A 25,989-nucleotide genomic window follows, 5' to 3' on the forward strand; every position below is an offset into this window, starting at 1 on the left:
CAAACGGGGTGCTTGCAGCCGCGAAATCTGTCGCTATAATGTGCGGCTCGCCGGGCCTGACCCGGTCACCATTGTGTCCCGGAGATTCCATGCCCAGCGTTAAAGTCCGCGAGAACGAGCCCTTCGAGTTTGCGCTCCGTCGCTTCAAGCGCACCTGCGAAAAGGCCGGCGTGCTGGCCGAAACCCGCAAGCGCGAGTTCTACGAAAAGCCGACCCAGGAACGCAAGCGCAAGGCCGCTGCCGCGGTGAAGCGCCAGCTGCGTCGCACCTCGCGCGACGTCACCAAGCGCCAGCGTCTGTACTGAGGATCGCGGCCTGCGGTAGCGGGATGTGCCGGTTTCGGCATCCGCTACGGTAAGCCCACGAAGCCGGCACGCGCAAGCGTCGCCGGCTTTTTGTGCATCTTCCGTCTTGGCCTGGCGCTCCGCCCCCGCGCGGGCATCGGCACCATCCCTGTCCCTCGGCACCCGCGTGCCGCTTCGGCCACGGCCTGCGCCAGCGCGCTTGCCTAGAATGCCCTTCCCCTTTTTTCTCTTCCCTGTGGAGCCCCTCATGACCCTCAAGCAGCAGCTCACCGACGACATGAAGGCCGCGATGAAGTCCGGCGACAAGCACAGCCTGGGCGTGATCCGGCTGATCAACGCCGCCATCAAGCAGAAGGAAGTGGACGAGCGCGTGGAGATGGACGACGCCGCGGTGATCGCGGTGATGGACAAGATGGTCAAGCAGCGCAAGGACTCGGTCAGCCAGTACGAGGCCGCCGGCCGCGACGACCTGGCCCAGGTGGAGCGCGAGGAGATCGTGGTGATCGAGCGCTACCTGCCGAGCAAGATGGGCGAGGCCGAGATCGTCGCCGCGATCCAGGCGGCGAAGGCGCAGACCGGCGCCGCCAGCCCGGCCGACATGGGCAAGCTGATGGCCGTGCTCAAGCCGATGCTCGCGGGCAAGGCCGACATGGGCCAGGTCTCGGTGCTGGTCAAGCAGCAGTTGGCCGGCTGACCGCACCGATGCGTTAGCGTGCGCGGCGGGCTTCACCCGCCTTTCGGCGACGGGCTGCTACAACGCCGGCAAGCCCGCGCCCCCTTCTGCGCGCAGTGCGGGACCGGCGTTGCGACGCCGCGCGCCGAAGGTCCCGCGCCCATGTCCATGCCCCTGTCGTCCGACCGCCTGCACAAACATCTCGACCGCCTGCAGCAGAGCCTGCCGGCCGCGCTGGTGCGGCGCTTCGTCGAGATCGACGTGATGACCCAGGCGGCCTCGCTGTCGTTCTACGCGCTGCTGTCGCTGGCGCCGCTGCTGGTGCTGCTGCTGTGGCTCACCGCCTCGCTGTATCCGCAGGCGCAGGAGGCGTTGATCGCGCAGATCGGGCAACTGGCCGGGCACGGCGCGCGCGAGGTCGCGCAGACGGTGATCGACAACGCCAAGAACCAGCCCAGCGTGGGCTCGCTGGCGGGGCTGTGGAGCACCCTGTTGCTGTTCGTCGGCGCTACCGCGGTGTTCGCGCAGTTGCAGAACGCGCTGAACCTGATCTTCCGCACCGACAAGCAGCGCCTGGACGGCATCATGGCCTGGCTGAAGAAGCGCGTGTTCTCCTTCGGCGTGGTATTCGCGCTGGGCTTCCTGCTGCTGATCTCGATGATCCTGACCACCGTGCTGCAGGTGGTGTTCGCACGAATGCCGTCGGTGCTGCCGGCGGTCGGCTATGTCTCGACCCTGGCGATCTACGTGCTGGCCTTCGCCGTGCTCTACCACTACCTGCCCGACCGCCGCGTGGAATGGCGCCAGGCCATCATCGGCGGCGCGATCACCGCCTGCCTGTTCGTGGCCGGGCGCTACGCGATCGGCCTGTACATCGCCACCGCCGCGCCCGGCAGCGCCTACGGCTCGATGGGCGCGCTGGTGATCCTGCTGGTGTGGATCTACTACGCCACGGTGGTGTTCTTCGTCGGCGCGCTGATCACCGCGGTGATCGACGAGCGGCTGCGCTCGCACAGCAAGCTCGTCGCCGCCGGGATCGACCCGCGCAGCGTTGCGCAGACACCGCCGGCGCCCTGACCGCACGGCACTGAACCACACGCAGGCCGCGCGGCCAGCGTGACGGCACACGCGCGTGGCATCCTATGCGGATGGCCCGCATCCCCGACGCATTCATCGACGACCTGCTCGCACGCACCGACATCGTCGAGGTGATCGGCACGCGCGTGCCGCTGAAGCGCCAGGGCAAGGAATACGCGGCGCGCTGCCCGTTCCACGACGAGCGCTCGGCCTCGTTCACGGTGTCGCCGACCAAGCAGTTCTACCACTGCTTCGGCTGCGGCGCGCACGGCACCGCGATCAGCTTCCTGATGAATTACGACCGCCTCGAATTCCTCGACGCGGTCGACGAGCTGGCCAAGCGCGCCGGCATGGAGATCCCGCGCGACGCCCAGCAGCGTGGCGCGGCGCAGGCCGCCGGCGACGACCATCGCGACCTGTACTCCGCGCTGGAAGCGGCGGCCAAGTTCTTCCAACGCCAGTTCGACGGCAGCGAGAAGGCGCGCGCCTACCTGGACGGCCGGGGCGTGGACGCCGAAAACCGCGCGCGCTTCCAGATCGGCTACGCCCCGGACGGCTACAGCGCGCTCAAGGACGCGCTGGGCACCGACGAGCGCCGGCTCAAGCTGCTCGACCGCGCCGGGCTGTTCTCCAAGAACGACCGCGGCCACGTCTACGACAAGTTCCGCGACCGGGTGATGTTCCCGATCTTCGACCGCCGCGGCCGGGTCATCGCCTTCGGCGGCCGCGTGCTCGACAAGGACGACGGCCCCAAGTACCTGAACTCGCCGGAGACCGCGCTGTTCCACAAGGGCCGCGAGCTGTACGGCCTGTGGCAGGTGCGCCAGGCCAACCAGAAGATCGAGCGGCTGATCGTGGTCGAGGGCTACATGGACGTGGTCTCGCTGTTCCAGTTCGGCGTCACCCAGGCGGTGGCGACGCTGGGCACCGCGACCACGCCGGACCATGCCGAGCTGCTGTTCCGCAACGCGCCGGACGTGTTCTTCTGCTTCGACGGCGACGCCGCCGGCCGCCGCGCCGGCTGGAAGGCGCTGGAATCGGTGCTGCCGCGGATGAAGGACGGACGCCAGGCGTTCTTCCTGTTCCTGCCCGACGGCGAGGATCCGGACACCATCGTGCGCAAGGAAGGCGCCGCGGCCTTCGACGCGCGCCTGGTCCAGGCCACGCCGCTGTCGCAGTTCTTCTTCGACGAACTCTCGCGCGAGATCAACCTCGGCACGCTCGACGGCAAGGCGCGCCTGGCCGAACGCGCGCGGCCGATGCTGGCGCAGATTCCCGACGGCGCCTTCGGCGACCTGATGCGTCAGCGCCTGGCCGAACTCACCGGCATCGGCGCCGCCGCACCGGCAGTCGCCACGGCCGCGGCGAGCCGGCCGCCGCCGCGCGCGCCGCGCCCGGCGCACAAGCGCAGCCTGGTCCGCGAGGGGATCGTGCGCCTGCTGCAGGCACCGTCGCTGGCGCTGGACCTGCCGCCGCCCTACCCGTTCGCTGGCCTGCGCCTGCCCGGCATCGAGCTGATGATCGAACTGCTGCAGATCGTGCATGCGCGCCCGGAAATCACCACCGGCGCCCTGCTCGAACACTTCCAAGAACGCGAGGAACTGGCCGCACTGCAGAAGCTGGCGGTGCAGGAGATCGCCGGCGAGACCACCAGTTGGCGCCAGGAACTGCACGACGTGGTCGTGCAGCTGGAAAAGCAGACGCTGCAGCAGCGCCTGGACGAACTGCAGGCCAAGCAGCGCGCGCAAGGGTTGGACGAGACCGACAAGTACGAGCTGCGGGAACTGCTGAAGGCGCGTGCGGGGCTGCATTGAGGACTCACCTGCGCTGCAGCCCGCATACGGCGCAGGGCGGCGACCGTCGTGCCGATCATCGCTGTTGCATCGGCGCAGATTCCGCTTATGCCGTCGACTTTGCAGGATCGGTCACGCCCAACGCCTCGCGCGCTTTTGAGAAACGTTCGGCCAGTTCCTCGCGCTCCGCTTCCATCCGCGCGGCCAGGGCATCCAATTGCGCCTCGCTATCACGCATTGTGGTCTGAAGCGCATGCGAGGGCGGCAGCACGGGCTGAAGCTTGGCCGCAATCAACGTCTCATACGCATCGGTGTGCTGAATCCTCACCTGATTCATGAAAGATCTAAAATCGCTCGGCTTATCACCACTTACCTTTCCCGGAAGCGACTGATTGGGGATCTGCGCATAACCAATGCGCGATGCCAACGAACTGGCGATCGCAAAATCGACAAAGTGATTGACGTCGGGGATCGACACATTTCCGTACAACTTCGTCTTGATATCGCCCAGCATGTTTATTCTCCAGGCATGCGGCACCGCATCAAGCGTATTCCACAGATCGCAATTCCACGACTGATATCCCGTGGCACCGGATGGTTCCGCCGAAAGCGCCTTTGCATACGCCTGCGCGAACACTCCATTCCCCGGCGTGGCACCAGCGGTGGGATAGCAATACACCGCCTTGTATCCACTGAGTTTGTTAGCATTCTTGAGCCAGAACGCCATAGTCGGCGACAAGGCACCGCCAAGACTATGTCCGGCGAAGATCACCGTAGCATCGCTATGCGCCACACTCTGCAGGAAATCGCATAGGCTCTTACCCGGCGCCATCGCCTTGGCCGGGCTGACCATCTGCAGCAGATGCCATACTCCCAGAGCAGTTCCCATCGAGATAAAGGGGACATTCGGCGCCCATGGCCACACGGCCCTGGTCGGCGGACTCTTGTCTAGTGGATTGAAGTGGGAAAAGTCCACAACCGGCACCACATTGAAATCCTCGATCAGCCAGTCGTAAAGAGAATTCGGGTTGGTAGCTGCGATCGCCACGACGTACACGTCTCCGGCGATAGCGCCCACGTCGCTCGCCTTGGCTACGAACATCGCATTTTCCGAAAGGTCGGAACCATCCATCTGCCACACCTGCGGTCCCCAGACCAACTCCCAGCTGCCGATGGCATCCTTCGCCGGCTGCGACGCCAGCGTATTTTGTAGCACTGCTTGGTAGGCGGCCTGCAGCTGTACCGCTGTTCCCTTTTGGGTACTGACCCAATTAGCCAATGTCGAAAGCGCAAAAACGGTCTGATACTGGTCGTACGACATATGCAAGCTCCGAGTCCGTGGCAATGCCTGGAGGAGCGGGAAGCACAAACGCGTGCACGACGCGCCTGCGTGCCCGGCGCGCTCCCCATCGACCGGGTGGCCGCAATCTAGCAAGCTGCCGGTACGCGCATTTGACCGAAACGGCCGGCAGCGCAACATGTCTGCGAGTTGTCTACGCAGTGCGTCCGGATTCGCGTGCGGGCGCCATGCTTTCTAAAATGCACGACTCCCCCCACCGCTCGACCTTCCCCGATGATCAAGTCCTGGCTTGCGCGCCTGCGCATCGAACCCTTCACCCTGGCGCTGCTGTGCACGGTGCTGCTGGCCTCGCTGCTGCCGGTGCAGGGGCGCGCGGCGTCGGTGATGGACGTGGTCACCGATCTGGCGATCGCCGCGCTGTTCTTCCTGCATGGCGCGCGGCTGTCGCGCGAGGCCATCGTCGCCGGCGCGCTGCACTGGCGGCTGCACCTGACCATCTTCGCCGCCACCTTCATCCTGTTCCCGCTGCTGGGCCTGCTGTTCAAGCCGCTGTCGCACTGGCTGCTGACCCCGGACCTGTACATCGGTGTGCTGTTCCTGTGCACGCTGCCGTCCACGGTGCAGTCGTCGATCGCCTTCACCTCGATGGCCGGCGGCAACGTGCCGGCGGCGGTGTGCAGCGCCTCGCTGTCGAGCCTGCTCGGGGTGTTCCTGACGCCGCTGCTGATGGGCGTGCTGACCGACGCGCAGAACGCCATGTCCAATCCGCTGGAGGCGATGGGCAAGATCATGCTGCAGCTGCTGGTGCCGTTCGTCGCCGGCCATCTGCTGCAGCGCTGGATCGGCGGCTGGGTCGAGCGCCGCCGCGCGGTGCTGCGCTACACCGACCAGAGCACCATCCTGCTGGTGGTGTACACCGCGTTCAGCGCCGCGGTGGTCGAAGGCCTGTGGCGCAAGACGCCGCTGCCGGCGCTGCTCGGCGTCGCCGTGGTCGGCGCGGTGCTGCTGGCGCTGGCGATGGCGTTGATCACCTTCGGCGCACGGCGCCTGGGCTTTTCCCGCGAGGACGAGATTCCGATCGTGTTCTGCGGCTCGAAGAAGAGCCTGGCCACCGGCGTGCCGATGGCCAAGGTACTGTTCGCCAGCGGCAGCCTCGGCGCGATCGTGTTGCCGGTGATGATCTACCACCAGATCCAGCTGATCGTCTGCGCGGTGATCGCGCAACGCTACGCGCGCGCGGCGAAGGCAGAAGCGACCGGCTAGCGGCGAACGGCAAGGGGCGGTCGCGGGCGCCGGCCGGCACGCCGCGCCGACGCGGGCCGCAAGCGCGTGTCATGCGCCGCGCAGCACCTGCACGGGCGGCATATGCAGATGCGCAGCCGGCATGAGCGATGACGGCAACGGCTGCGTACAGTAGACGGCCGGCACGGCCGGCGCCGTGTCTCCCTCCCCTCCCGGTGCCCCCATGAGCCGCATGTTCCGCCGTTCCGCGACGATCTCCGCCAGCCTGGCCGCGCTGCTGGCGCTGAGTGCCTGCCAGCAACCGCCCGCGCCGGCCGCGCCCAAGGCCGCCCCAGCGGCGCCTGCCGCCGACAGCGCCGGCATCGCCTGGCGCGAGGGCGACGTCGACGACGCCTTCGCCGAAGCGCGCGAACACGACAAGCCGGTGCTGCTGTACTGGGGCGCGGCCTGGTGCCCGCCCTGCAATCGGCTCAAGGCCACGCTGTTCAAGGACCCGGCGTTCATTGCCCGCACCCGCGCCTTCGTCGCGGTGCACCTGGACGGCGATTCGGAAGGCGCGCAGGCCTGGGGCGAACGCTTCGGCGTCAAGGGCTATCCGACCATCATCGTGCTGCGCCCGGACCGCAGCGAGATCACCCGCCTGGCCGGGGACAGCGATACCGTGCGTCTGGCCGAGGCCCTGCGCGTGGCCGCGACCCGCACCACCACCTCGGCGCAGTTGCTGCAGCAAGCGCTGAAGGCACCGGCCACGCTCAGCGCCGACGACTGGATCCTGCTCGGCGAATACGGCTGGGCGGTGGATGCGGCCCAACTGGTCAAGCCGGGTCAGGCGGCCGACATGCTCACGCGCCTGGCCGCGGCCGCGCCGCAGCCGGCCTTGCAGCGCCGTTTCGCGTTGCTGGCGCTGGCCGCGCAGGATCCGGCCAAGGCTGCCAAGGTGGACGCCAAGCACCGCGCCGCCGACCGCGAACTGCTGCAGACGGTGCTGGCCGACCCTGCCGAAGTGCGCGCCAACCGCAGCACGCTGACCTATGCGGCGCGCGAGCTGGTGCAGGCCGCGGCCAGCGACGCCGCCGAGCGCAACACGCTGTCCGCCGCACTGACCCATGCGCTGGACCAGGTCTACGCCGACAGCAGCCTGCCGATCAGCGATCGCCTGGACACCGCCGCCGCGGACATCGCCTTGGCACGCTTGGCGCAAGGCCAGCCGGCCGATGCCGGCGACGGTCCGCATCCGCCGCTGCCGCCGGCGGTGGTCGCCAAGGTGCAGCAGCGCGTGCACTGGGCCGAGCAGGCCGCCACGACCGACTACGAACGCCAGTCCACGATCAGCAACGCCGCCAGCCTGCTGGACGCCGCCGGCGACAGCGCCGGTGCCGAACAACTGCTGCTGGCCGAGCTTCAGCGCAGCAAGACCCCGTACTACTACATGCCGGAACTGGCCGGCCTGGCCGAGGCGCGCGGCGACAAGCAGACGGCGCTGTTCTGGCTGAAAAAGGCCTACGAGAGCGCGCAGGGCCCGGCCACCCGCGTGCAGTGGGGCGTGCTCTATGTCGATGGGCTGGTCCGGCTGCAGCCGGACAATGCGGCCGCGATCGAGGCGGCCGCCGGCCAGGTGATCGGGGAGTTGGCCGGCCAGCCGGATGGCTATCACCAGCGCACCCGGCAGCGTTTCGATACCCTGGCCAAGACCCTGCAGGCCTGGAGCAAGGGCCACGACGGCAGCGCGGTGCTCGCGCGGCTGCAGCACAAGATGCAGCAAAGCTGCGGCAGCCAGGAGGGCGACGGCTGCCAGCATTGGCTGGGGTGAGCGCGAGAGGCGCCTCACGCACCACGGCAGGGCAGCACGCCGGGGGCGACCGCCAGTGCCTGCACAGCTGTCCGCTCCCGAGCCGGCGGATCTGCCGCGTCGCAGGACGCGACAGCCCCCCTCACGCCCACGACGCGGCAGACGCGCCGTGGGCTGGGCCGCTCCCGATCAGGCCGCCACGCGCACCGGCGCCGCCTGGTTGGCCGCGCGCTGCTGCTCCTTGGCGGTATGCGCGTTCAGGCCGCTGGCCTGGTTTTCCAGCGCGCGCGCCGCTTCGGCCATCTTTTCGACCAGCGCCGCGTTCTGCTGCGTGGCGGTGTCCATCTGCACCACGATCTGGTTGACCTGGCCGATGCCGGCACTCTGCTCGCGGCTGGCGCCGGCGATGTCGGTCATGATGCGCTGCACCTCGCGCACCGAGCCGAGCAGTTCTTCCATGGTGGCACCGGCGCGTGCGACCAGCGCCGAACCGCGATCGACCTGCTCGCTGGAGCTGGCGATCAGGCCGCGCACTTCCTTGGCCGCATCGGCGCAGCGCTGCGCCAGGCTGCGCACTTCGGTGGCGACCACGGCGAAACCACGGCCCTGCTCGCCCGCACGCGCCGCTTCCACCGCCGCGTTCAGCGCCAGGATGTTGGTCTGGAAGGCGATGCCGTCGATCACGCTGATGATGTCGGCGATCTTGCGTGAGGCGCTCTCGATGCCGGCCATGGTCTGCACCACGTCGCGCACCACCTCGCCACCGCGCTGGGCGACGTCGCTGGCACCATCCACCAGGCGGTTGGCGTGACCGACGTGCTCGACGTTGCGCTGCACGGTGCCGGTGATCTCCTCCATCGAGCTGGCCGCCTCTTCCAGCGCCGCGGCCTGCTGCTCGGTACGCCGGGCCAGATCGTTGTTGTCCTCGACCATCTCCGCGGCCGCGGTCTGCAGCGTGTGCGCCGCCTCGCCGAGCTGACGCGTGGCATGGATGTCCAGCAACGCGCCGACCGCACGCAGCGGGGTGCCGTCGGCGGCGCGCTTGGTCAGGCCGCGCGCGTGGACCCAGCGGTACTCACCGCTCTTCAGCTTGATCCGATACTGAATGTCGAAGCCGGTCCGGCCGGTGCGGTCGTTGATATGCGACGCGAAGGCATTGAGCGCGAATTCCGCGTCCTCCGGATGCAGGCGCGAGGACCAACTGTCGAGCACGTTGGGGAACTCGGCCTCGGAGGCGAAGCCCAGCAACGCGCGGAACTGCGGCGACCACCAGAACTCGTTGGCCGGATTGATCGGATCGCCGGCGGTCACGCTCATGTCCCACAGGCCGTCGTTGAGCATCTGCTGGCCCAGCTCGAAGCGCGTCAGCACGATGTCCAGGAACGCCTCGCGCTCGCGCCGCTCGGTGATGTCGGTGAGCGCGCCGGCCACCCGCAGCGGTAAGCCCTGGGCGTCGCGCTGGGTGGTACCGATCGCGCGGAACCAGCGGTACTGGCCGTTCTTCAGCTGCAGGCGGTAGTCCACGTCGTACGGGGTCTGGCCGCTGCGGTCGCCCAGGTGCTTGGCGAACGCGTCCAGCGTGGCCTGCTTGTCGTCCGGATGCAGGCGCGAGGCCCAACTGTCGAGCACGTTGGGGAAGTCGAGCTCGGAGGAGAAGCCCAGCATCGCGCGGAACTGCGAGGACCACCAGAATTCGTTGGCGGGGTTGATCGGATCGCCGGCGATCACCCGCATTTCCCACAGGCCGTCGGTGGTCGCCTTGGTGACCAGGTCGAAACGGACGCGCATGTCGTCCACATTGGCGAGGGCGCTGTCGGCCTGCGCACGGGCGCGGTCACGCTCGGCCTCGGCCTCGCGCAGGCGCTCGGTCAGTGCCTGCAGCTTCGCCGCGTCTTGCTTGCTCTTGCCCCACATGGATGTCTCCGCGGCTTTGCCGATCTTGGTCGTTCGCCCGGTAACGACCGCGACCGGCAACACTTGAGCGGAAAACTGAACGACCCGTTCAGGCGATCCAGTGATCGACCAGCAGGAACGCGAACAGCGCCATCAGGTACACGATGGAGTAGCCGAACATGCGCATCGAGAACATCTCGTCCGGCGGATCGAGCATGCGCCAGGCGTACCAGAGGAACACCGCGTCCAGCACCAGGGTGCCGCCGAGGTAGAACACCCCGCTCATGCCCACCGCCACCGGCAGCAGCGTCACCACCACCAGCAGCACCGTGTACACCAGGATCTGCCGGCGGGTATGCGCCACGCCATGGGTGACCGGCAGCATCGGGATCGAGGCCTTGGCGTAGTCGGCGCGGCGGAAGATCGCCAATGCCCAGAAGTGCGGCGGCGTCCACACGAAGATGATCAGCACCAACAGCGAGGCATAGGCCCAGTCCCACTGGCCCTGCATGCCGGTGATCGCGGCCCAGCCCAGCAGCGGCGGCGCCGCGCCGGCCAGGCCGCCGATGACGATGTTCTGCGGCGTGGTGCGCTTGAGGAACACCGTGTAGATCACCGCATAGCCGATCAGCGAGGCGAAGGTCAGCACCGCGGTGATCCCGTTGACCCACACCACCAGCACGGTCATCGACAGCGCCGTCAGCAGGGTAGCGAACAGCAGCACCTGCCACGGCAGCACCTTGCCCACCACCAGCGGACGCCAGGAGGTGCGCGCCATCTGCGCATCGATGCGTGCGTCCAGCAGCTGGTTGATCGCCGCCGCCGCCGAGGCCGCCAGCCAGATGCCGAAGAAGCCGAGCAGGCCGGTGCGCACCTGCGCCCAGGTCGGCAGCCCCGGGATCGCCAGGCACATGCCGACCAGGGCGGTGAACACGATCAGCGCCACCACCTTGGGCTTGGTCAGGTCCCAGTAGTCGCGCCAGTGGACGCGATGCGCGCTCATTGCGGCGCCCGCAAGCGCGCCAGCAACGACACCAGCACGAACAGCAGCGCCACCGCGCCGGCGTTGTGCAGCACCGCCACCGGCAAGGGCAGCGCCAGCTTGACGTTGAGGATGCCCAGGCACACCTGCGCGACCAGCAGCAGCGCCAGCGCCGCGGCCCAGCCGCGCATGCCCGGCGTGCGGCTCAGGCGCCAGCTCAGCCACAGCAGGTAGGCCGCCACCACCATCGCCATCATCCGGTGCGCCATCTGGATGGCGATGCGCGCCGCGCCGTCGAGCACGCCGCCTTCGTAGTCCACGCCGATGCCACGCCACAGGGTGAAGCCCTCGCGGAAATCGTGCGGCGGCCACCACTGGCTGACGCAGCGCGGGAAGTTGTCGGCCGACCAGCTGCCGCCGCCGCAGGCCAACGCCGCGTAGTTGGCGCTGACCCAGCCGCCCAGGGCGATCTGCAGCACCAGCACCGCCACGCCCAGGCGCAGCAGCCACTTCAGGCGCGGCGCATCGGCCAGGGTGATCGGCAGATGGGTGGCGCGCCAGGCCATCCACACCAGCAGCGAGAACATCAGCAAGCCGCCCAGCAGGTGGCCCATCACCACGATCGGCTTGAGCAGCAGGGTCACCGTCCACATGCCCAGCAGGGCCTGGAAGATCACCACCGACAGGGTCAGCACCGCGGCACGGGCCAGGTCGTCGTTGGACCAGCGCAGCGCCGCCAGCAGCAGGATCGCCTCGCCGCCGACTGCCACCAGCATCGCCAGCCCCGGCCAGCCGGACATGTACAGCGGGATCGACAGCGCCACCAGCGCCGCCGCCGTGACGATCTGGGCGATGCCGAGCCGGCGCCGCCGCGCCGCCAGCAGCGACAGCACCAACACTTCCACGCCCAGCGCACCGGCCAGGAAGCGGTGGATCTGCTCGCGCCACGCCTTGTGCGTCTCCAGCGGCCGGATCTTGCTGGCGGCGTGGGTATCGGCTTCGGCACTGGTCTGCGGCCAGGTGATGCGGCCGTAGCAGGTCGGCCAATCCGGGCAGCTCATGCCCGCATCGGACAGGCGCACGAACGAGCCGAACATGATGGTGCTGGCGGTGAACAGCGCCGCCAGCCAGGCCATGCGATGGAAATGCCGGAACAGCGCCGGGCGCGCGAACAAGGTCATAGGAAGCGGCTCACAGGAGTTTCAGCAGTTTCGCCAGGTCCGCGCGCAACCCGGCCGGGTCGAACCCGGGGGCATAGCGCAGCACCACGAAACCGTTCGGATCGATGACGTAGACCGGCACCCCGGCCGCATCGCGCACCCGCGGCAGCGCCGCCAGCAGCGCCGGATCCGCGCGCAGCGCCTGCACCTGCGGCAGGGCCTGGGCGGCGGCCGGCGGCGTGCCGATCCACAGGATCTGCACGTGGTCGGCGTCGTGGCCGAACAGCTGCCAGACCTTGTCCAGGTCGCGCGCCAGCGCCTCGCAGGCGCTGCCGCAGTCCGCCGGCGGCGCCAGCGCGATGCGCCACAGCCGCCGCTGCGGCTCCCAGGCGTAGACGCGGCCGTCGGCCAGCCGCGGCTGCAGCGCGCGCAGGTCGGCCGGCGGCTGCAGCAGTTCGCCGTGGTTGCGGCTGGCGGCCGGCTGCCAGCCGGAAAAGCGCAACGCGCCGGCGACCAGCATCGAGCCGAAGAACAGGACGAACAACACGATCAGCGGCCAGCGGCCGCGTGCGGCCGCCGGGCGCGGGGCCGGGGTGGGAGCATTCATGCCGGGGATTTTCTCATGCGCGCGCGCTCAGCGCCCGCCCCGTCCCCTGCGCGCGCGCCAGCTGAGCAGCGCCGCGGTGACCAGCACCGCCAGCGCCAGGCCGAACCATTGCACCGCGTAACCCAAGTGGCGCTCGGGCGGCAGCGTGTTCGGCAGCAGGTCCAGGTCGCGCGGATAACCCAGCGGCAAGGCCGGATCCAGGCGCAGCACCTGCGACAAAATGTCGCGGCGGCCGAGCGCCTCGCCGATCGCCGCCGGCTCGATGCGCATCGCCAGCCAGCGCTGCGGCGACGGCGCCGCGACCAGCGCCGGACCCAGGGTCAATCCATGCGACGGTGGCGGCCCGAGCAGGCCGACCAGCGTGTAGCGGCCCTGCAACGGCGCCGGTTCGGGCAGCGCACGATCGGCCGGCAGCGGGAGCCAGCCCAGTTCCACCAGCAGCGGCGCCGCCGCGCCGTCGGCCAGGAACGGCTGGTACACCTTGACCCCGCTGCGGCCCTGCCGCAGCTGGTTGTCGAGCAGGATCTGCCCGGGCAGGAAGCGGCCGGCACCATGCACCCAGCGCAACTGGCCTGGCGGCGTCGCACGCAGCGCGTCGGCCAGCGTCTGCGGACGATCGCGCACATGCGCCGCCTGCGCCAGCAAGGCCTGCTTCTCGTGCATGCGCTGCAGTTGCCAGCGGCCCAGCGCGCAGAAGCACAGCGCCACCGCCAACGCCACGCTCCAGCCCAGCCACAGCGGCATGCGCCGGCGCGCACCCACGCGCGAGGCAGCGGCGAGGGTCATAATGCGGACACACCATGCGCCGAGACGCCCATGAACGACTCGCTGAAGACTTTGCTGATCGTCGCGTTCCTGCTGCTCATCCTGTGGAACCTGGGCGCCGGCCTGTACTACCTGTTGGTGGACCGCGGCCAGAGCAAGCGCACGGTGAACGCGTTGACCTGGCGCATCGGCCTATCGGTGTGCCTGATCCTGCTGGTGATCCTGGGCATCTACACGGGAGTGATCAAGCCTCACGGACTTGGCCGCTGAGAAACCGGGAATGGGGAATCGGGAAAAGAGAATCGGCAAAGCGGGAGCGCAAGCGAAAGCCGCTCTTGCGATTCCCCATTCCCGATTCCCTATTTCCAGCAGTCAAAGCACATAGACGAACAGGAACAGCGCCAGCCACACCACGTCGACGAAGTGCCAGTACCACGCCGCCGCTTCGAAGGCGAAGTGGTTGTCGCGGCTGAAGTGGCCGCGGCTGATCCGCAGCAACATCACCAGCAGCATGATCGTGCCCAGCAGCACGTGCGCGCCGTGGAAGCCGGTGAGCATGAAGAAGGTCGAACCGTAGATGCCCGAGCCCAGGGTCAGGTTGAGTTCCTTGTAGGCGTGCATGTACTCCTCGGCCTGGAAGTACAGGAAGGTGCAGCCCAGCGCCACGGTCAGCGCCTGGAACACCATCAGCCGGGTGCGCTGGCCGGCCTTGAGCGCGTGGTGGGCGATGGTCAGGGTCACGCCGGAGCTGAGCAGGATCAGCGTGTTGATCAGCGGCAGGCCCCAGGCCGGGATGGTCTGGAACTGGCCGCCGATGCCGCCCGGGCCGTTGGTCGGCCAGGCGGCGGAGTAGCCGTCCCACAGCAGCGCATTGGTCATCACCCCGTCGCCCTCGCCGCCCAGCCACGGCAGGATGAAGGTACGGGTGTAGAACAGCGCGCCGAAGAAGGCGCCGAAGAACATCACCTCGGAGAAGATGAACCACACCATGCCCATGCGGAACGACACGTCGACCTGGCGGTTGTAGTGCCCGGCGATCGATTCGCGGATCACATCGCCGAACCACATGAACAGCGTCGCCACCAGCATCGCGATGCCGGTGAAGAAGGTCCACTTGCCCCAGGACGCGTCGTTGAGCCAACTGGCCACGCCGATCATGGTCACGAACATCGCGATCGAGCCGATGAACGGCCAGCGGCTCTGGCTGGGCACGTAGTAGGCGTTGGCGGTGGCGTCGGTGCTGGGCTGGGCCATGGCAGGCATTCCGGTCGGGTCAGGGAGCCGCGCGCGCGGAACCGGCCAGTTTCGGCGATCCCAGTTCCGCGCTCAGCGCATCGTTCTTGTAGAAGGTGTAGGACAGGGTGATGGTGCTGATGTCGCTGGGCAGGTTGGGATCGACGATGAAGCGCACCGGCATGTCGCGTTTCTCGCCGGCCTGCAGGGTCTGCGCGGTGAAGCAGAAGCACTCGGTCTTGGTGAAGTAGCCGGACGCGCGCGCCGGCGCCACCGAGGGCACCGCACTGCCGACGATGGCGTGCGCGCCATCGTTGTGCGCGTAGTACAGCGCCTCGTTGAGTTCGCCCGGCACCACCTGCATGGTCAGCTGCTCCGGATGGAACGACCAGGGCAGCTTGGAGTTCACCCCGCCATCGAACTGCACGGTGACCGTGCGCTTGCCCGCGAGCGGTTTGCCGGCCTGCGGCCCTTCGCCGGGGCCGCGCTCCAGGCGCACACCGAACACCTTCTCGCAGGCGATGCGGTACAGCGGCACCAGCGAGAAGGTCAGCACGAACACCGCCAGCGCCACGCCGACCAGCTTGAACAGCCCGGCGCTGCTGTGCACCCGCGGCGCTGGCGCGTTCATCGGCCCAGCACCCCCGAGAGGACGAAGGCGACGTAGATCGCCAGCGCCACCGCGCCGACCACCAGCGCGGTGCGCACCGCACGTTTGCGGCGCAGGACCAGGTCGTCGAGCGGCGGTTGCGCGGTCATCAGTGGCTGATGTCGTCGTGGGCCAGATCACCGGGCTTGAGCACCGGCGGCAGGGTGAAGGTGTGCGCCGGTGCCGGCGACGGCACCGTCCACTCCAGGCCGCGCGCGCCTTCCCACGAACGCGCTTCGGCGCGCGCGCCATTGCGCAGCGACGCCAGCAGGATGCCGGCCATCAGGAACGGAGTGACGAACATGCCGAACGCGCCGATCGAGCTGACCAGGTTCCAGTCGGCGAACACCACGTTGTAGTCGGGAATGCGCCGCGGCATGCCGGCCAGGCCGAGGAAGTGCTGCGGGAAGAACAGCAGGTTGACGAACAGCATCGTCCACCAGAAGTGGAACTTGGCCCAGGACTCGTTGTACATGCGCCCGGTCCACTTCGGCCACCAGTAGTACACCGCGGCGATCAGCGCGAACACCGCGCCGGTGACCAGCACGTAGTGGAAGTGCGCGACCACGAAATAGGTGTCGTGGTACTGGAAGTCGGCCGGCACGATCGCCAGCATCAGCCCGGAGAAACCGCCGATGGTGAACAGGATGACGAAGGCGATGGCCCACAGCATCGGCGACTCGAAGGTCATCGAGCCCTGCCACATGGTGCTGACCCAGTTGAACACCTTCACCCCGGTGGGGATGGAGATCAGCATGGTGGCGAACATGAAGTAGATCTCGCCGCCCAACGGCATGCCCACGGTGAACATGTGGTGCGCCCAGACGATGAAGCTCAGGAACGCGATCGCCGCGATCGCGTAGACCATCGCCTGGTAGCCGAACAGCGGCTTGCGGCTGAAGGTCGGGATGATTTCGCTGATCACGCCGAACGCCGGCAGGATCATGATGTAGACCTCGGGGTGCCCGAAGAACCAGAAGATGTGCTGGTACATCACCGGGTCGCCGCCGCCGGCGGCGTTGAAGAACGAGGTGCCGAAGAACTTGTCGGTGAGCAGCATGGTCACCGCGCCGGCCAGCACCGGCATCACCGCGATCAGCAGGAACGCGGTGATCAGCCATGCCCAGCAGAAGATCGGCATCTTCAGCAGGTCGATGCCCGGCGCGCGCATGTTGAGCACGGTGGCGATGATGTTGATCGCGCCCATGATCGAGCTGATGCCGGCGACGTGGATGGCGAATACCGAGAAGGCGACGTTGTAGCCGCCCTGCAGCATCAGCGGCGGGTACATGGTCCAGCCGCCGGCCGGCGCGCCCCCGGGCAGGAACAGGGTCAGCAGCAGCAGAGTGAAGGCCACCGGCAGCAGCCAGAACGACCAGTTGTTCATGCGCGGCAGCGCCATGTCCGGCGCGCCGATCTGCAGCGGGATCATCCAGTTGGCCAGGCCGACGAAGGCCGGCATCACCCCGCCGAAGATCATCACCAGCGCGTGCACGGTGGTCATCTGGTTGAAGAACTCGGGCTTGACGAACTGCAGGCCCGGCTGCGCCAGTTCGGCGCGGATCACCACGCTCATCGCCGCACCGATGACGAACATGGTGAAGCTGAAGAGCAGGTACAGCGTGCCGATGTCCTTGTGGTTGGTGGAGAAGAACCAACGCTCGACGAAGCTCTGCTGATGCCCGTGCTCGTCGTGGTGATCGACTGCCGAATGGGCCATGGCGGCTACCTCAGAAAAGGAATGCTGGAGATCAGGCGGCTTGCACGATCAGGTGCGAGTCGGAACGAGGACGCGACAGCCGCGCCTGCGGCGGCGGTGCCGGCGCCTGGGCGTCGGCGGGCGCGGCAGCGGGTTCGGCGGAGGCCGGCGCAGCAGCCGGGGCCTGCGCCGGCGTGGCCGGCGCAGGCGCAGCGGCGGGCGCCGGCTTGCGCGATGCCAGCCACTTCTGGAAGTCCTGCTTGCTCACCGCCTCGACCACGATCGGCATGAAGCCGTGGTCCTTGCCGCACAGTTCGGCGCACTGGCCGCGGTACACCCCGGGGGTGTCGATGCTGGTCCAGGCCTCGTTGATGATCCCGGGGATGGCGTCCTGCTTCCAGCCCAGCGCCGGCACCCACCAGGCGTGGATGACGTCGTCGGCGGTGATGACAAAGCGCACCTTGGTGTTCACCGGCAGCACCAGCCGGTTGTCCACGTCCAGCAGGTAGTGCGGGTCGTGCTCGGCCGTCGGCACCGCGCCGCTCTGCCGCAGGCGGTCGGAACTGCGCGCCAGGCGGCTGGTGAACGAGACGTTCTCGCCCAGGTATTCGTAGCGCCACATCCACTGGTAGCCGGTGACCTTCACCGTCATCTCGGCATCGCGGGTGTCGTACATCGCGATCAGCTTGGCCGTGGCCGGCCATGCCATCACGATCAGGATCAGCACCGGGATCACCGTCCACACGATCTCGGCCTTGGTGTTGTGGCTGAACTGCGCCGGCACCGCGCCCTTGGACTTGCGGAACTTGAAGATCGCATAGGCCATCGCGCCGAACACCAGCACGCCGATGACCACGCACACCCACAACGCGACCATGTGCGCGTCGTAGGCGTTGCGCGCGCTCTGGGTGACGCCCCTGCCCATGTTGAGCTGCCACGGCTTGGGATCGGCCGATTGCGCCCACGCCAGCGGTGCGGCCATCGCCGCCGCCAACGCCATCCCGCCCCTGACCGCCTGTTGCACCCACCCGCCGCGTTGCTTCATTGCCTAGACCCCTTGGAGCGTCATCGGTTGCGGCCGGTCACGGCCGCGAGCAAGCCTTCCAGGGTCTGCGCCAGTTGCCGGCGTTCGTCGGGGCCGAGGAATTCGCCGACCCGGACCTGCTTGCCGCTGGATGCCAGCACCACCCTGTCGTCGCCTTCGATCCGCAACCGCACCCAATGCGGGTGGGCGCGGAACGCCGGCGTTCCTGCATTCGGACGGGTCACTTCCACGCAGGCCGGACCCACCCGGATATCCTCTTCGCGCTCGCCGCCACGCCACGACCAATGCAGCGCGAGCGCCACCACGATGCTGTGCAACAGGGCGAACGCAGGCGCGAACACATTGCCGGCGAGCCACCCCAGCCCAGCCACGGCCCACATCGCCCCGGCCAGTGCGACGAACAACAGAACGAATTGCCGGGCATTCAACGCCCGCGGCGGTCGCAGCCGCAGCTGCGTACCCGACCCCTCCGGAGAAAACGGAAACATTTCGATCATGTCGAACCGCCGCTTCCGAACCGCTCGTGCCCGAGCCGCGAGCACGCCTGGATGGTAGCCCCCGGCCTGCGCGGCGGCAAGCGCGCGTTCACCACAAAAAATGCTGTAGCGCAACAAGATGTGCGTTCAGCCTGGACGCGCCCGCCATCGCCGTGGCGATGCCGGCAACCCCCTGCGCGTGCAGGCGCTGACATAAAATAGCGGGCTCTGTCCCTGGCCTTTCCCGCATGAACGCTCTGCCTGGCGCCGGCTCTGTCCCGGCGATGCCGTCCGCGTCTCCTTCGCCCTTGCTGTCCCCCGAACTCCCGCCCGCGCCGCAGGCCCTGCGCGCGGCGATCACCGCCGCCTGGCTCAAGGACGAAGCCGAACACGTACGCGAACTGCTCGAGCAGGCGCGCCTGCCCGCGGCCGACCAGGCCAGGGTGCAGGCGCTGGCCGCCGACCTGGTCACCCGGGTGCGCGCCCGCGCCCAGGACCAGGGCGCGATCGAGGCCTTCATGCGCCAGTACGACCTCGGCAGCGAGGAAGGCGTGCTGCTGATGTGCGTGGCCGAAGCGCTGCTGCGCATCCCCGACCAGGACACCGCCGACAAGCTGATCCGCGACAAGCTCGGCGATGCGGACTGGAAGAAGCACATGGGCGAGAGCGACTCGATCCTGGTCAATGCCTCGACCTGGGGCCTGATGCTCACCGGCAAGCTGGTGCAGATCAACGACCTCACCCGCGCCGACGTGTCCGGCGCGTTCAAGCGCCTGATCGGCCGCGTCGGCGAGCCGGTGATCCGTCTGGCGGTGCGCCAGGCGATGAAGATCATGGGCCATCAGTTCGTGATGGGCCGGACCATCGGCGAGGCGCTGACCCGCTCGAAGAAGGGCGACAACGCCCACTACCGCTACTCGTTCGACATGCTCGGCGAAGGCGCGCTGACCATGAAGGACGCGCAGCGCTATCTCGATGCCTACCGCCAGGCGATCCACGCCATCGGCAAGCACTTCGCCGCGCAGCGCCAGCAGGGCGGCGGCAAGGACGCGGTGTTCGCCGCGCCCAGCATCTCGATCAAGCTCTCGGCGCTGTATCCGCGCTACGAGCACGCCAAGCGTGCGCGGGTGATGGCCGAGCTGGTGCCGGGCGTGCTGGAACTGGCGCAACTGGCCAAGTCCTACGGCATCGGCTACACGGTCGACGCCGAAGAAGCCGACCGCCTGGAACTGTCGCTGGACATCATCGAGGCCACCTTCTCCGATCCCTCGCTGGACGGTTGGGAGGGCTACGGCCTGGCGGTGCAGGCGTACCAGAAGCGCACGCCGTACACGATCGATTTCCTCGCCGACCTGGCGCGCCGCGTCGGCCGCCGCATCCCGGTGCGCCTGGTCAAGGGCGCCTACTGGGACGCGGAGATCAAGCGCGCGCAGGTCGAGGGCCACCCGGGCTATCCGGTGTTCACCCGCAAGCAGAACACCGACGTGTCCTACCTGGCCTGCGCCAAGCGCCTGTTCGCGCACAGCGATGCGCTGTATCCGATGTTCGCCACCCACAACGCGCAGACCATCGCCGCGGTGCGCGCCATCGCCGGCGGCCGCGACTACGAACACCAGAAGCTGCACGGCATGGGCGACGACCTCTACGCCGAGGTGATCCCCGCCGACCGCCTCGGCGTGCCCTGCCGCGTGTATGCGCCGGTGGGCTCGCACGAGGACCTGCTGCCCTACCTGGTGCGGCGCCTGCTGGAGAACGGCGCCAACTCCAGCTTCGTCAACCGCATCACCGACGAAGACGTGGCCATCGAAGACCTGATCCGCGACCCGGTCGAGGCCGTGTCCGCGTTCGCCTCCATCCCGCATCCGAAGATTCCGCTGCCGGTCGATCTGCTGCGCAGCCAGAACCACAACAGGAAGAACTCCATGGGCGCCAACCTCGCCAACGACAACGATCTGCGCGCGCTGGCCGACCAGCTCAACACCGCGCTCAAGCCCTGGCAGGCCGCGCCGCTGGTGCCCGGCGCGGTGATCGCCGGCGACGCCCTGGCGGTCGCCAACCCGGCCGACCATCGCCAGATCGTCGGCCACTGGAAGCCGGCCGATGCCGCCACCGTGGAGAAGGCGCTGAGCAACGCCGCAGCCGCCTACCCGGCCTGGAACCGCACCCCGGCCGCCAGCCGCGCCACCATCCTCGAACACGCCGCCGACCTGCTGGAAGCGCGCATGCCCGAGTTCATGGCGCTGTGCGTCAAGGAAGCCGGCAAGACCCTGCCCGACGGCGTCGCCGAAGTGCGCGAGGCGGTGGATTTCCTGCGCTACTACGCCGGCCAGGCGCGCGCGCAGTTCGGCGCCCCCGAGCGCCTGCCCGGGCCGACCGGCGAATCCAACGAACTGCAGCTGCACGGCCGCGGCGTGTTCGTGTGCATCAGCCCGTGGAATTTCCCGCTGGCCATCTTCCTCGGCCAGGTCGCCGCGGCGCTGGCCGCCGGCAACAGCGTCATCGCCAAGCCGGCCGAGCAGACCAACCTGGTCGGCCATGCCGCGGTGAAGCTGCTGCACGAAGCCGGCGTGCCGGAGGCGGTGGTGCAGTTCCTGCCCGGCGACGGCGCCACCGTCGGCGCCGCGCTGACCCGCGATCCGCGCGTGGCCGGCGTCGCCTTCACCGGCTCCACCGACACCGCCCGCGCGATCAACCGTGCGCTGGCCGCGCGCGATGCCGCCATCGGCGTGCTGATCGCCGAGACCGGCGGCCAGAACGCCTTCATCGCCGACTCCTCGTCGCTGCCGGAAGCGGTGGTCAAGGACGCGATCTCCAGCGCCTTCATCTCCGCCGGCCAGCGCTGCTCGGCCGCGCGCGTGCTGTTCGTGCAGGACGACATCGCCGACAAGGTGATGACCATGCTGGCCGGCGCCATGGCCGAGCTGAAGGTCGGCGACCCCGGCCTGCTGTCCACCGACGTCGGCCCGGTGATCGATGCCGATGCGCTGCAGATTCTCACCGACCATGCCGCACGCATGGACCGCGAAGCGCGCGCGATCGCCGTGGCCGCCACCGACGCCGCTACCGCGCACGGCAGCTTCTTCGCCCCGCGCGCCTACGAGCTGCAGTCGCTGACGCAGCTGCAGCGCGAGATCTTCGGCCCGGTGCTGCACGTGATCCGCTGGAAGGCCGACCAGCTCGACGCGGTGATCGACCAGATCAACGCCACCGGCTACGGCCTGACCCTGGGCGTGCATTCGCGCATCGACGAGACCATCGAGCGCATCGCCTCGCGCGTGGCGGTGGGCAACGTCTACGTCAACCGCAACCAGATCGGCGCGGTGGTCGGCGTGCAGCCGTTCGGCGGCCAGGGCCTGTCCGGCACCGGCCCCAAGGCCGGCGGCCCCCACTACCTGCTGCGCTTCGCCACCGAGAAAGTGGTGACGGTCAACACCACCGCCGCCGGCGGCAACGCCTCGCTGCTGACCCTGGGCGACTGACCGGCCCGCTTCGGCGCAGCGTTCCGCCCGGAACCTGCGCCGCGCGCCGCCTGCCGCAGCGTGCACCGCACGCCGCGGACAGGCATAAAAAAAGCCCCGCCGAAGCGGGGCTTTTTCGTGGAACTGCGAAGCGCCTGCGATCAGAACTTGTAGTTGACCGAGGCCGCCAGCACGTTGCCGCTCACGTCGTAGTCGCCGACCAGGCGGTTGCCGGTGGCGCTGGTGGTGGCGATGCTCGGGTCGTTGGTGAACAGGTGGGTGTAGCCGAAGCTGTACTCGGTCTGCTCGGACGGCTTCCAGGTCAGACCCAGCGAGACCCACTTGCGGCTCGCGTCCGGCACGCGCACGTCGCGGTGCTGGTCGGTGGTCGGGGTCTGGTCGTAGGCCAGGCCGCCACGCAGGGTCAGCGTGTCGCTCATGCGGTAGTCGGCGCCCAGCGACACGAAGGTGGTGTCGCGGTACGAGAAGTCCAGCACGCTGTCGGGCTGGTTGGAGGCGAAGTCGACGGTGACCTTGTCGAACTTGCTCCAGGCGGTGCGGGTGACGTCGGCCATCACCGTCCACTGCTCGTTGATGTCGTGGGTGAAGCTGGCGGTGGCGCTGGCCGGCAGCTTGACGGTGGCGCGGCCCTTGGTGTCGACGAAGGTGCCCGGCGCGGCGAAGGCCAACACGGTGGCGGCATTGCCCGGCACGGTGAAGTCGGCGTCGCCGTCGGTGATCTTGTGCTCGACCTGCGAGCGGTAGCTGAAGCCGATGTGGGTGTGCTCGTCGACGCTGAACAGGCCGCCCAGGGTGAAGCCGACCGCGGTGTTGTCGCCCTTGATGCGCGAGAAACCGTCGGCGCTGCCCGGCGCGAAGCCCGGCACGCGGCGCGAGGCCAGGACGGTGCCGAAGTCGATGGCGTTGGTCAGTTCGATGTTCAGGCGCTCGGCGAACACGGACGCGCCGAAGGACACGTACGGGTTGACGTCGTAGGAGAAGGCGAAGTTCAGGTCGATCGCCTGCAGTTCGGTCTTCACGCCGTTGTAGCGGCCGACCCAGTCGCGGTCGTATTCGGTCTTGAAGCCGAACGGCACGGTCAGCGAGGTGCCGAAGTGCATGTTGTTGTTTTCGCCGAACGGCATGTGGAAGTACGCGGCCGGAACCGGCGCGATCATGCCGGCGTCGCCGCCACGGCCGCCGGAGATCGGCTGGCCGTTGGCGTAGGTGCCGCCGTTGCCCTGGTACTTGGCCGAGAACTGGATGGCGCTGACGTCGGCCTGGAACACCTTGCCGTCGAGCTGGCGCATGCCGGCCGGGTTCACGGCGATGATCGAGGCATCGCCGGGGGCGCTACCGGAGCCGGCGAAGGCGCGGCCCAGACCCTTGGCGCTGTTCTCCTTGAGCTGGAACGCGGCGCCGTGCGCCTGGCCCATGGCCAGCGCGCCGACGATGCCGACGGCCAGAGCGGTGAAACGGACGAACTGGGTTGCGTTTTGCATGGCTAGCTTTCTCCGGAAGACGAGTGTCTGTGTTCGCGCCTGCGCCTTCCCGGGCCGGAATGGTCCAGGAATGCGCGCCGGAGTCCCCTCCCGACATACGACGCCGTATGCGAGTATACCCCGCACCGTTAACTAAACAATAACGACATGATGCGTTCAGCTTCGTGTGGAGTCGGCGTGCGTTCAGCCGGATGAAGTCGTTATCGTGGCGTCCCTGGCGGTCTCCGGCTCCCCCGTTCCCTGCGCATGTTCGTTTCCATCCCCTCCCGCGAACGCACCACGCTGCGCTGGGCCACGCCGTTGTTGTTCGCGGCGATGTGGCTGGCCTTCCTGTGGTCGATCAGCCGCCCCGACGAGGCGCGCGCGACCCTCTGGCTGGACTGGGGCGCGCTCTCGGCCGGGGTGGGCAGCCCGCGCGACTGGCTGGCCACGGTGCAGGACGGCAGCGTGCTGCGCCTGTTCACCGCGCTGTTCCTGCACGCCGACTGGTCGCACCTGCTCGGCAACCTGGTGTTCCTGCTGATCTTCGGCCTGCCCGCCGAACGCGTGCTGGGGCCGTGGCGGTTCCTGCTGCTGTTCCTGGGTGGCGGGGCGATTTCCAACCTGGCCGCGGTGTTCGCGGTCGGCACCCCGGACCGGGTGATCATCGGCGCCAGCGGCGCGGTCTCGGCGCTGATCGGCACCTACCTGGCGCTGTTCCCGCGAGCCAAGCTCGGCGTGGTGCTGCCGCTGGGGCTGTTCCTGGAATTCGTGCGCGCCCCGGCCTCGCTGCTGATCGGCACCTGGGCGGCGCTGCAGGTGGTGTTCGCCTACATCGGCCCGGCGTTCGGCATGGTGGCGTGGTCGGCGCACCTGGCCGGCTTCGCCTTCGGCATGGTCTACGGGCTGTACGTGCGCGCGGCGATCGCGCGGCGGCTGCGCAAGCGCAAGGGCTTCTGAGCCGCCCGCGGCAACGGCGCCCGTATACTGCGCGCATGTTCAAGCACCTGTACAAAGTGACCTTCCTCAACCACGGCAAGGTCTACGAGCTGTATTGCCAGCACGTCGGCAGCAGCCACCTGTGGGGCTTCACCGAGATCGGCACGCTGGTGTTCGACGTGCACGACGGGCTGGTGATCGACCCCACCGAGGAACGCCTGCGCGAGGAGTTCGGCGACACCAAGACGCTGCATCTGCCGATGCAGAGCATCGTGCGCATCGAGGAAGTGGAGAAGAAGGGCCAATCGACGATCCGCGACGCGGCCACCGGCGAGAAGGTGGTCACGCCGTTCCCGATGCCCGGCAAGCCACGCTGAGCCGATGCGCATCCTGATCGCCGACGACTATCAGGATGCGGTGCGCCACCTGCCCTGCTTCGCGCGGCTGCAGGCGCACAACGTGCGGGTGCTGACCGCGCTGGCGCCCGACCGCGAGACCTTCGTTCGGCACGCCGCCGAGGCCGAGGCGCTGGTGCTGATCCGCGAGCGCACCCGCATCGACGCCGCCCTGCTGGCGCGACTGCCGAAGCTGCGCCTGATCAGCCAGACCGGGCGGATCGGCGAGCACATCGACCTGGCCGCCTGCACCGCGCGCGGTGTGGCCGTGGCCGAAGGCGTCGGCGCGCCCGTGGCACCGGCGGAACTGACCTGGGCGCTGCTGATGGCCGCCAGCCGGCGCCTGCCCGCCTACCGCGATGCGCTGCGGGCCGGGCACTGGCAGGCCACCGGCGAAGCGCAGCTGGGCCGCAGCCTGGACGGGCTGACCCTGGGCATCTGGAGTTACGGCAAGATCGGCCGCCGCGTCGCCGCCTACGGCCGCGCCTTCGGCATGCGCGTGCAGGTATGGGGGAGCGAGGACAGTTGTGCGCAGGCGCGCGCCGACGGCTTCGCGGTCGCCGCCAGCCGCGACGCGTTGTTCGCCGAGAGCGACGTGCTGACGCTGCATCGCCGCCTGGTCGCGACCACCCGCCACCAGATCGGACTGGACGATCTGCTGCGGATGAAACCGGATGCGCTGCTGGTCAACACCAGCCGTGCCGAACTCATCGCGCCCGGCGCGCTGCTGGCCGCGCTGGACGCCGGCCGTCCCGGACAGGCGGCACTGGACGTGTTCGAGCAGGAACCGGTGCTGGATCCGCAGCATCCGCTGCTGCGGCATCCGCGGGTGCTGGCGACGCCGCACCTGGGCTACGTCGAACAGGGCAGCTACGACCTGTATTTCGGCGCTGCCTTCGACAACGTGCTGGCCTTCGCCGCCGATGCGCCGCAGCGCCTGGCCAATCCCGAAGTCCTCACCGTCGCCGACTGAGCGGCTGGCCGCCACCGCGCAGCGGCCACGCCGCGCACGCTGGCGAGGCGGGCCG

General features: G+C 68.7%; 24 protein-coding genes. 11 read left to right on the forward strand and 13 right to left on the reverse strand.

The genetic code is table 11. The features are described from left to right. Positions 1–89 precede the first annotated feature (89 nt). The 4 genes from rpsU to dnaG all read left to right on the forward strand — a co-directional run bounded on the left by rpsU (position 90) and on the right by dnaG (position 3,869). On the forward strand, positions 90–305 hold the full coding sequence (rpsU, locus tag CEK68_RS00875; RefSeq protein WP_003465342.1) for a 30S ribosomal protein S21: 216 nt from the start codon (positions 90–92) through the stop codon (positions 303–305). Between the two features lie 247 nt (positions 306–552). After that, positions 553–999 carry a GatB/YqeY domain-containing protein gene (locus CEK68_RS00880; RefSeq protein ID WP_017912044.1) on the forward strand — a complete coding sequence of 149 codons (447 nt, stop codon included), beginning with the start codon at positions 553–555 and terminating at the stop codon, positions 997–999. A gap of 141 nt (positions 1,000–1,140) precedes the next feature. Further along, positions 1,141–2,055, forward strand: a complete 915-nt coding sequence (locus CEK68_RS00885) for a YihY/virulence factor BrkB family protein (RefSeq protein WP_152238251.1) — start codon at positions 1,141–1,143, stop codon at positions 2,053–2,055. 71 nt (positions 2,056–2,126) lie between these two features. Next, positions 2,127–3,869: a DNA primase gene (dnaG, locus tag CEK68_RS00890; RefSeq protein WP_152236353.1), complete on the forward strand. Its 1,743-nt coding sequence runs from the start codon at positions 2,127–2,129 to the stop codon at positions 3,867–3,869. 85 nt (positions 3,870–3,954) lie between these two features. Here dnaG and CEK68_RS00895 read toward each other — a convergent pair whose 3' ends face one another. Continuing rightward, positions 3,955–5,169, reverse strand: a complete 1,215-nt coding sequence (locus CEK68_RS00895) for a hypothetical protein (protein WP_152236354.1) — start codon at positions 5,167–5,169, stop codon at positions 3,955–3,957. Positions 5,170–5,421: 252 nt separating this feature from the next. Between CEK68_RS00895 and CEK68_RS00900 the strand changes: the two genes are divergently transcribed. Both CEK68_RS00900 and CEK68_RS00905 read left to right on the forward strand, forming a co-directional pair. Continuing rightward, positions 5,422–6,411: a bile acid:sodium symporter family protein gene (locus CEK68_RS00900; protein ID WP_148829649.1), complete on the forward strand. Its 990-nt coding sequence runs from the start codon at positions 5,422–5,424 to the stop codon at positions 6,409–6,411. Positions 6,412–6,613: 202 nt separating this feature from the next. Then, positions 6,614–8,200: a thioredoxin family protein gene (locus CEK68_RS00905; RefSeq protein WP_152236355.1), complete on the forward strand. Its 1,587-nt coding sequence runs from the start codon at positions 6,614–6,616 to the stop codon at positions 8,198–8,200. Between the two features lie 168 nt (positions 8,201–8,368). Here CEK68_RS00905 and CEK68_RS00910 read toward each other — a convergent pair whose 3' ends face one another. The 5 genes from CEK68_RS00910 to CEK68_RS00930 all read right to left on the reverse strand — a co-directional run bounded on the left by CEK68_RS00910 (position 8,369) and on the right by CEK68_RS00930 (position 13,607). Beyond that, positions 8,369–10,093, reverse strand: coding sequence for a PAS domain-containing methyl-accepting chemotaxis protein (locus CEK68_RS00910; protein ID WP_152238252.1), 1,725 nt, complete (start codon positions 10,091–10,093; stop codon positions 8,369–8,371). Positions 10,094–10,181: 88 nt separating this feature from the next. Next, the gene (gene cyoE, locus CEK68_RS00915) at positions 10,182–11,075 is read right to left on the reverse strand and encodes a heme o synthase (RefSeq protein ID WP_017914706.1); all 894 of its coding nucleotides are present in this window, start codon (positions 11,073–11,075) and stop codon (positions 10,182–10,184) included. After that, on the reverse strand, positions 11,072–12,235 hold the full coding sequence (locus CEK68_RS00920) for a COX15/CtaA family protein (RefSeq protein ID WP_017914359.1): 1,164 nt from the start codon (positions 12,233–12,235) through the stop codon (positions 11,072–11,074). The genes cyoE and CEK68_RS00920 overlap by 4 nt, the downstream gene beginning before the upstream one ends. Positions 12,236–12,245: 10 nt before the next feature. Then, entirely contained in the window at positions 12,246–12,821 is a 576-nt protein-coding gene (locus CEK68_RS00925; protein ID WP_148829646.1) for a hypothetical protein, read from the reverse strand. A gap of 27 nt (positions 12,822–12,848) precedes the next feature. After that, positions 12,849–13,607: an SURF1 family protein gene (locus tag CEK68_RS00930; protein WP_152238253.1), complete on the reverse strand. Its 759-nt coding sequence runs from the start codon at positions 13,605–13,607 to the stop codon at positions 12,849–12,851. Positions 13,608–13,637: 30 nt separating this feature from the next. Between CEK68_RS00930 and CEK68_RS00935 the strand changes: the two genes are divergently transcribed. Next, on the forward strand, positions 13,638–13,856 hold the full coding sequence (locus tag CEK68_RS00935) for a twin transmembrane helix small protein (protein WP_010341612.1): 219 nt from the start codon (positions 13,638–13,640) through the stop codon (positions 13,854–13,856). A 102-nt stretch (positions 13,857–13,958) separates the two neighbouring features. On the opposite strand, the gene CEK68_RS00940 is transcribed toward CEK68_RS00935, so the two are convergent. Genes CEK68_RS00940 through CEK68_RS00960 form a run of 6 tightly spaced genes read right to left on the reverse strand, consistent with a single transcriptional unit; the run spans position 13,959 to position 18,709 of the window. Further along, complete coding sequence (locus CEK68_RS00940) at positions 13,959–14,840, reverse strand: cytochrome c oxidase subunit 3 (RefSeq protein WP_010341611.1); 882 nt, start codon at positions 14,838–14,840, stop codon at positions 13,959–13,961. Positions 14,841–14,859: 19 nt separating this feature from the next. Then, entirely contained in the window at positions 14,860–15,450 is a 591-nt protein-coding gene (locus CEK68_RS00945; RefSeq protein ID WP_017914171.1) for a cytochrome c oxidase assembly protein, read from the reverse strand. Then, positions 15,447–15,578 (reverse strand): hypothetical protein, encoded by a 132-nt coding sequence (locus tag CEK68_RS21385; protein WP_017914172.1) that lies wholly within the window; start codon positions 15,576–15,578, stop codon positions 15,447–15,449. Before CEK68_RS21385 ends, CEK68_RS00945 begins: the two co-directional genes overlap by 4 nt. Further along, complete coding sequence (gene ctaD / locus CEK68_RS00950) at positions 15,578–17,188, reverse strand: cytochrome c oxidase subunit I (RefSeq protein ID WP_043094365.1); 1,611 nt, start codon at positions 17,186–17,188, stop codon at positions 15,578–15,580. Before ctaD ends, CEK68_RS21385 begins: the two co-directional genes overlap by 1 nt. Before the next feature lie 31 nt (positions 17,189–17,219). After that, complete coding sequence (gene coxB, locus CEK68_RS00955; protein ID WP_152238254.1) at positions 17,220–18,212, reverse strand: cytochrome c oxidase subunit II; 993 nt, start codon at positions 18,210–18,212, stop codon at positions 17,220–17,222. A 20-nt stretch (positions 18,213–18,232) separates the two neighbouring features. Next, positions 18,233–18,709: a DUF2244 domain-containing protein gene (locus tag CEK68_RS00960; RefSeq protein WP_019796200.1), complete on the reverse strand. Its 477-nt coding sequence runs from the start codon at positions 18,707–18,709 to the stop codon at positions 18,233–18,235. 263 nt (positions 18,710–18,972) lie between these two features. Between CEK68_RS00960 and putA the strand changes: the two genes are divergently transcribed. Further along, positions 18,973–22,167, forward strand: a complete 3,195-nt coding sequence (gene putA, locus CEK68_RS00965) for a bifunctional proline dehydrogenase/L-glutamate gamma-semialdehyde dehydrogenase PutA (protein WP_152238262.1) — start codon at positions 18,973–18,975, stop codon at positions 22,165–22,167. A gap of 140 nt (positions 22,168–22,307) precedes the next feature. Here the strand turns inward: putA and CEK68_RS00970 are convergent, their stop codons facing one another. Beyond that, positions 22,308–23,648 (reverse strand): outer membrane protein transport protein, encoded by a 1,341-nt coding sequence (locus CEK68_RS00970; protein ID WP_017908050.1) that lies wholly within the window; start codon positions 23,646–23,648, stop codon positions 22,308–22,310. A 246-nt stretch (positions 23,649–23,894) separates the two neighbouring features. On the opposite strand from CEK68_RS00970, the gene CEK68_RS00975 reads away from it, so the two are divergent. Genes CEK68_RS00975 through CEK68_RS00985 form a run of 3 tightly spaced genes read left to right on the forward strand, consistent with a single transcriptional unit; the run spans position 23,895 to position 25,934 of the window. After that, the gene (locus tag CEK68_RS00975) at positions 23,895–24,587 is read left to right on the forward strand and encodes a rhomboid family intramembrane serine protease (protein ID WP_017908049.1); all 693 of its coding nucleotides are present in this window, start codon (positions 23,895–23,897) and stop codon (positions 24,585–24,587) included. Positions 24,588–24,622: 35 nt separating this feature from the next. Next, positions 24,623–24,943: a DUF1820 family protein gene (locus tag CEK68_RS00980; protein WP_017908048.1), complete on the forward strand. Its 321-nt coding sequence runs from the start codon at positions 24,623–24,625 to the stop codon at positions 24,941–24,943. A 4-nt stretch (positions 24,944–24,947) separates the two neighbouring features. Further along, complete coding sequence (locus CEK68_RS00985) at positions 24,948–25,934, forward strand: D-2-hydroxyacid dehydrogenase family protein (RefSeq protein WP_152238255.1); 987 nt, start codon at positions 24,948–24,950, stop codon at positions 25,932–25,934. Positions 25,935–25,989 lie beyond the last annotated feature (55 nt).

Origin of the sequence: Xanthomonas sp. LMG 12461 (assembly GCF_009192935.1) — a bacterium.
Lineage (GTDB): Bacteria > Pseudomonadota > Gammaproteobacteria > Xanthomonadales > Xanthomonadaceae > Xanthomonas_A > Xanthomonas_A sontii.

Excerpts from the sequence above, each read along its gene's own strand:
- CEK68_RS00905 (WP_152236355.1), top strand. The coding sequence starts at position 6,614 with ATGAGCCGCATGTTCCGCCGTTCCGCGACGATCTCCGCCAGCCTGGCC.
- CEK68_RS00930 (WP_152238253.1), bottom strand. The coding sequence starts at position 13,607 with ATGACCCTCGCCGCTGCCTCGCGCGTGGGTGCGCGCCGGCGCATGCCG.
- coxB (WP_152238254.1), bottom strand. The coding sequence starts at position 18,212 with ATGAAGCAACGCGGCGGGTGGGTGCAACAGGCGGTCAGGGGCGGGATG.
- CEK68_RS00980 (WP_017908048.1), top strand. The coding sequence starts at position 24,623 with ATGTTCAAGCACCTGTACAAAGTGACCTTCCTCAACCACGGCAAGGTC.
- CEK68_RS00960 (WP_019796200.1), bottom strand. The coding sequence starts at position 18,709 with ATGATCGAAATGTTTCCGTTTTCTCCGGAGGGGTCGGGTACGCAGCTG.
- rpsU (WP_003465342.1), top strand. The coding sequence starts at position 90 with ATGCCCAGCGTTAAAGTCCGCGAGAACGAGCCCTTCGAGTTTGCGCTC.
- CEK68_RS00985 (WP_152238255.1), top strand. The coding sequence starts at position 24,948 with ATGCGCATCCTGATCGCCGACGACTATCAGGATGCGGTGCGCCACCTG.
- CEK68_RS00885 (WP_152238251.1), top strand. The coding sequence starts at position 1,141 with ATGTCCATGCCCCTGTCGTCCGACCGCCTGCACAAACATCTCGACCGC.
- ctaD (WP_043094365.1), bottom strand. The coding sequence starts at position 17,188 with ATGGCCCATTCGGCAGTCGATCACCACGACGAGCACGGGCATCAGCAG.
- cyoE (WP_017914706.1), bottom strand. The coding sequence starts at position 11,075 with ATGAGCGCGCATCGCGTCCACTGGCGCGACTACTGGGACCTGACCAAG.
- CEK68_RS00900 (WP_148829649.1), top strand. The coding sequence starts at position 5,422 with ATGATCAAGTCCTGGCTTGCGCGCCTGCGCATCGAACCCTTCACCCTG.
- putA (WP_152238262.1), top strand. The coding sequence starts at position 18,973 with ATGCCGTCCGCGTCTCCTTCGCCCTTGCTGTCCCCCGAACTCCCGCCC.
- CEK68_RS00910 (WP_152238252.1), bottom strand. The coding sequence starts at position 10,093 with ATGTGGGGCAAGAGCAAGCAAGACGCGGCGAAGCTGCAGGCACTGACC.
- CEK68_RS00935 (WP_010341612.1), top strand. The coding sequence starts at position 13,638 with ATGAACGACTCGCTGAAGACTTTGCTGATCGTCGCGTTCCTGCTGCTC.
- CEK68_RS00945 (WP_017914171.1), bottom strand. The coding sequence starts at position 15,450 with ATGAACGCGCCAGCGCCGCGGGTGCACAGCAGCGCCGGGCTGTTCAAG.
- CEK68_RS00925 (WP_148829646.1), bottom strand. The coding sequence starts at position 12,821 with ATGAATGCTCCCACCCCGGCCCCGCGCCCGGCGGCCGCACGCGGCCGC.
- CEK68_RS00880 (WP_017912044.1), top strand. The coding sequence starts at position 553 with ATGACCCTCAAGCAGCAGCTCACCGACGACATGAAGGCCGCGATGAAG.
- CEK68_RS00975 (WP_017908049.1), top strand. The coding sequence starts at position 23,895 with ATGTTCGTTTCCATCCCCTCCCGCGAACGCACCACGCTGCGCTGGGCC.
- dnaG (WP_152236353.1), top strand. The coding sequence starts at position 2,127 with ATGGCCCGCATCCCCGACGCATTCATCGACGACCTGCTCGCACGCACC.
- CEK68_RS00895 (WP_152236354.1), bottom strand. The coding sequence starts at position 5,169 with ATGTCGTACGACCAGTATCAGACCGTTTTTGCGCTTTCGACATTGGCT.
- CEK68_RS00970 (WP_017908050.1), bottom strand. The coding sequence starts at position 23,648 with ATGCAAAACGCAACCCAGTTCGTCCGTTTCACCGCTCTGGCCGTCGGC.
- CEK68_RS00940 (WP_010341611.1), bottom strand. The coding sequence starts at position 14,840 with ATGGCCCAGCCCAGCACCGACGCCACCGCCAACGCCTACTACGTGCCC.
- CEK68_RS21385 (WP_017914172.1), bottom strand. The coding sequence starts at position 15,578 with ATGACCGCGCAACCGCCGCTCGACGACCTGGTCCTGCGCCGCAAACGT.
- CEK68_RS00920 (WP_017914359.1), bottom strand. The coding sequence starts at position 12,235 with ATGACCTTGTTCGCGCGCCCGGCGCTGTTCCGGCATTTCCATCGCATG.